Genomic DNA, 5,489 nt, shown 5'->3' with positions numbered 1-5,489 from the left:
CCCCCCTTCTTGTTGGTTGGTTGCGGTGGTGTCCTACTCTCCCACATTCTGTCGAGTGCAGTACCATTGGCGCTGTAGGGCTTAGCTTCCGGGTTCGGAATGGGTCCGGGCGTTTCCCCTACGCTATGACCACCGCGAGTCTATGAAACCACTTGTGAGCGCGTGTTTGGGCTTTGGTGGTTTATTTATTTATTTCGGGTTGAGTGTGATGCGTATAGTGGCGCGAGCATTCTTGCTTTGCCCCCCTTTTTGTGCGCGTGTTGCGCGTGGGGTGTGGTTGTTTAGTGTTGGCCAATTAGTACCAGTCGGCTCGCGAGCACTTTGCAGTGCTTCCACCTCTGGCCTATCAACCCAGTCGTCTTCTGGGGGCCTTCGCACCCGTGAACGGGTGCCGGAAACCTCATCTTGGAGCAGGCTTCCCGCTTAGATGCTTTCAGCGGTTATCCCTTCCGAACGTAGCCAACCAGCCATGCACCTGGCGGTACAACTGGCACACCAGAGGTTCGTCCATCCCGGTCCTCTCGTACTAGGGATAGCTCTCCACAAGTTTCCTGCGCGCACAGAGGATAGGGACCGAACTGTCTCACGACGTTCTGAACCCAGCTCGCGTACCGCTTTAATGGGCGAACAGCCCAACCCTTGGGACCAACTCCAGCCCCAGGATGCGACGAGCCGACATCGAGGTGCCAAACCATGCCGTCGATATGGACTCTTGGGCAAGATCAGCCTGTTATCCCCGGGGTACCTTTTATCCGTTGAGCGACCACGCACCCACATGCTATGGCCGGGTCACTAGTTCCTACTTTCGTACCTGCTTGACCCGTCGGTCTCACAGTCAAGCTCCCTTGTGCACTTACACTCGCCACCTGATTACCAACCAGGCTGAGGGAACCTTTGAGCGCCTCCGTTACTTTTTAGGAGGCAACCGCCCCAGTTAAACTACCCACCAGGCACTGTCCCCAACCCGGATTACGGGTCAAGGTTAGATGACCGCTTGAACCAGAATGGTATTTCAACGACGACTCCACTACGGCTGGCGCCGCGGCTTCACAGTCTCCCACCTATCCTACACAAGCACAAGCGAACACCAATACCAAGCTATAGTAAAGGTCCCGGGGTCTTTCCGTCCTTCTGCGCGAAACGAGCATCTTTACTCGTACTGCAATTTCGCCGAGTTCACGGTCGAGACAGCGGAGAAGTCGTTACGCCATTCGTGCAGGTCGGAACTTACCCGACAAGGAATTTCGCTACCTTAGGATGGTTATAGTTACCACCGCCGTTTACTGGGGCTTAAATTCAAGCCTTCACCCCCAGGGGGGCTGAGCCTTCCTCTTAACCTTCCAGCACCGGGCAGGCGTCAGTGCGTATACATCGTCTTACGACTTAGCACGCACCTGTGTTTTTGATAAACAGTCGCTTCTCCCTATTCTCTGCGACCTCCAACCGCCGTGCTGCCGCTAGGACAGTAGACAGTCAAAGGTCCTCCTTCTCCCGAAGTTACGGAGGAATTTTGCCGAGTTCCTTGACCATGATTCACTCGAACGCCTCGGTATACTCTACCTGACTACCTGAGTCGGTTTAGGGTACGGGCGCCTATCACCCTCGCGTCGAGGCTTTTCTCGGCAGTACAGGATCACCACCAAACCCCCAAAACGGGGACTCCCATCAGTCCTCACCCACATGCTTCCCGGATTTGCCTAGGAAACGGGCCACAACCTTAGACACACACAACCATCGGTGCGCGGCAGCTACCTCTCTGCGTCACCCCTGTTCATACGCTTGCCTACCACAATCAGGATCCCACCCACCACCAGAAGCTCCTACCCGAAAGCAAGAACCTCCCGCAGCACGCGGTTAGCACAAAAGTCTCAGCATTTGTCGGTTGATACGCGGTACCAGAATATCAACTGGTCATCCATCGACTACGCCTGTCGGCCTCGCCTTAGGACCCGACTAACCCAGGGCGGATAAACCTAGCCCTGGAACCCTTAGTCAATCGGCGGACAGGATTCTCACCTGTCATTCGCTACTCATGCCTGCATTCTCACTCCCACGCGCTCCACCCACCGTCACCAGCAGACTTCACCGCACGCAGGACGCTCCCCTACCCACTCACACAACCCAGGCAACTACGCTACCCAAGCCATCACGTGTGAGTGCCACAGCTTCGGCGGTGCACTTAAGCCCCGCTACATTGTCGGCGCGAAACCACTTGACCAGTGAGCTATTACGCACTCTTTCAAGGATGGCTGCTTCTAAGCCAACCTCCTGGTTGTCAACGCGACTCCACATCCTTTCCCACTTAGCGCACACTTAGGGGCCTTAGCTGATGATCTGGGCTGTTTCCCTCTCGACTATGAAGCTTATCCCCCACAGTCTCACTGCCATGCTTAACCTACCAGCATTCGGAGTTTAGCTGACCTCAGTAACCCGCGAAGGCCCATCAGCCATCCAGTAGCTCTACCTCCAGTAGGCAACACACAACGCTGCACCTAAATGCATTTCGGGGAGAACCAGCTATCACGGAGTTTGATTGGCCTTTCACCCCTACCCACAGCTCATCCCCCAGGTTTTCAACCCTGGTGGGTTCGGTCCTCCACAAAGTCTTACCCCTGCTTCAACCTGGCCATGGGTAGATCACCCCGCTTCGGGTCTAGAACATGCGACACACGCCAATATTTCAGACTCGCTTTCGCTACGCATACCCCACACGGGTTAAGCACGCCACATGCCACTAACTCGCAGGCTCATTCTTCAAAAGGCACGCCATCACCCCTCAAGGCTCTGACGGCTTACAGGCACCCGGTTTCAGGCACTATTTCACTCCCCTCCCGGGGTACTTTTCACCATTCCCTCACGGTACTATGCACTATCGGTCACCAAGTAGTATTCAGGCTTACCAGGTGGTCCTGGCAGATTCACACGAGATTTCACGAGTCCCGCGCTACTCGGGCACCCAGCCACACCATGCGTCACACGTCAAGCTACACGACTCTCACGCACTCCGGTCCGCCATCCCAAACGGTTCACCTCCACGCAACACACAACGCTCGTCCCCGGCAGAAAACGAAAAACTGAGCCCCACAACACCGCACACGCAACGCCCGCCGACTCTCACACGCACACGGTTTAGCCATCCTCCGCTTTCGCTCGCCACTACTCACGAAATATCTTCTCCTACGGGTACTGAGATGTTTCACTTCCCCGCGTTCCCCCCACCACCCTATACACGTTCAGATGATGGTAACCCGGCACAACCCAGGCTAGGTTCCCCCATTCGGACACCCTCGGATCAACGCTCGCTCGCCAACTCCCCGAGGCTTATCGCAGGCCACAACGTCCTTCATCAGCTCTTGGTGCCAAGGCATCCACCGAATGCCCACAAAAACTAAACAAAACCACAGAACAAAAAGATGCTCACAACCACTATACACATCACAAACAACCCACCACACACCCCCCACCCACACGCACAACACGCACAAGAAGAAAGCGCAGGCAAACGCCCAACACTGTTGAACGAGAACCCGACAGCATGCAATGCTCATCCTTGCCCTACCCAACCCCAAAAACACCCACACCCGGCCACCACAACAGCAACCAACACAGCATGAGCACCACAAGAACACCCACACGCACAACACGCGCAAGCACCCCCGCGACAAAAAGGGCTCCCTAGAAAGGAGGTGATCCAGCCGCACCTTCCGGTACGGCTACCTTGTTACGACTTCGTCCCAATCGCCAATCCCACCTTCGACCACTCCCCCCACAAACGCGGTTAGGCCATGAGCTTCGGGTGTTACCAACTTTCGTGACGTGACGGGCGGTGTGTACAAGGCCCGAGAACGTATTCACCGCAGCGTTGCTGATCTGCGATTACTAGCGACTCCACCTTCATGGGGTCGAGTTGCAGACCCCAATCCGAACTGAGACCGGCTTTAAGGGATTCGCTCCACCTCACGGTATCGCAACCCTCTGTACCAGCCATTGTAGCATGCGTGAAGCCCAAGACATAAGGGGCATGATGATTTGACGTCATCCCCACCTTCCTCCGAGTTAACCCCGGCAGTCCCCCACGAGTCCCCACCACAACGTGCTGGCAACATAGGGCAAGGGTTGCGCTCGTTGCGGGACTTAACCCAACATCTCACGACACGAGCTGACGACAACCATGCACCACCTGCACACCCCCAACCAAATGCACCACCATCTCTGGCAGCCCAGGGCGCATGTCAAGCCTTGGTAAGGTTCTTCGCGTTGCATCGAATTAATCCGCATGCTCCGCCGCTTGTGCGGGCCCCCGTCAATTCCTTTGAGTTTTAGCCTTGCGGCCGTACTCCCCAGGCGGGGCACTTAAAGCGTTAGCTACGGCGCAGAAACCACGGGTGGCCCCCACACCTAGTGCCCAACGTTTACAGCATGGACTACCAGGGTATCTAATCCTGTTCGCTCCCCACGCTTTCGCTCCTCAGCGTCAGTAACGGCCCAGAGACCCGCCTTCGCCACCGGTGTTCCTCCTGATATCTGCGCATTCCACCGCTACACCAGGAATTCCAGTCTCCCCTACCGCACTCAAGCCAGCCCGTACCCACCGCACGCCCCCAGTTAAGCCAGAGGATTTCACGGCAGACGCGACAAGCCGCCTACAAGCCCTTTACGCCCAATAATTCCGGACAACGCTCGCGCCCTACGTATTACCGCGGCTGCTGGCACGTAGTTAGCCGGCGCTTCTTTACTCACTACCCTCACCCAGGCCCAAAACCCAGGCTTGACCATGAGCGAAAGAGGTTCACAACCCGAAGGCCTCCATCCCTCACGCGGCGTCGCTGCATCAGACTTTCGTCCATTGTGCAAAATTCCCCACTGCTGCCTCCCGTAGGAGTCTGGGCCGTATCTCAGTCCCAATGTGTCCGGTCACCCTCTCAGGCCGGATACCCGTCAAAGCCTTGGTAAGCCATCACCCCACCAACAAGCTGATAGGCCGCGAGCCCATCCCCCACCACAAAAGCTTTCCACCAACCCCCATGCGAAGGAAAGTGAATACCCGGTATTAGCAGCCGTTTCCGACCGTTATCCCAAAGAAGAGGGCAGGTTACTCACGTGTTACTCACCCGTTCGCCACTAATCCACAGCACAAAAGCACCGCTTCATCGTTCGACTTGCATGTGTTAAGCACGCCGCCAGCGTTCGTCCTGAGCCAGGATCAAACTCTCCGAAAAAAACAAAAAAATTCAGAAAAAACCCAACCACAAAAAGGCCAGGCCAATCCCAACAAAAAACTCAAAAAACAAAAAACAGGCAAAACAAAAACAAACAAAACACACTATCGAGTTCACAAACAACAACCACACAAACCCCACCACCACAAGAAAAACCCCGCAGCACCAAGGCCAGGCACACCACCCAACAAAACCCACCACAACCGGCAAACCCCATCAGGCGACAAACAAAAACAATACCCACCCCACCACGCACACGTCAAACCAAAA

At 55.7% G+C, this 5,489-nt stretch carries 3 rRNA genes; all 3 read right to left on the bottom strand.

The annotated features are described in order from the left end of the window. Positions 1-20 precede the first annotated feature (20 nt). A 5S ribosomal RNA gene (rrf, locus tag LRP54_RS08315) occupies positions 21-137 on the bottom strand. 139 nt (positions 138-276) lie between these two features. Continuing rightward, a 23S ribosomal RNA gene (locus LRP54_RS08310) occupies positions 277-3,395 on the bottom strand. Positions 3,396-3,679: 284 nt separating this feature from the next. Continuing rightward, positions 3,680-5,219 (bottom strand): 16S ribosomal RNA (locus LRP54_RS08305). The 16S, 23S and 5S rRNA genes sit together here, the layout of an rRNA operon. Between the last annotated feature and the right edge of the window lie 270 nt (positions 5,220-5,489).

It is taken from the genome of Schaalia sp. lx-100 (assembly GCF_021083625.1).
Classification (GTDB): domain Bacteria; phylum Actinomycetota; class Actinomycetes; order Actinomycetales; family Actinomycetaceae; genus Pauljensenia.
The sequence above is the reverse complement of the archived record's forward strand: the minus strand, read 5'-3'. Positions and strand labels throughout refer to the sequence as shown.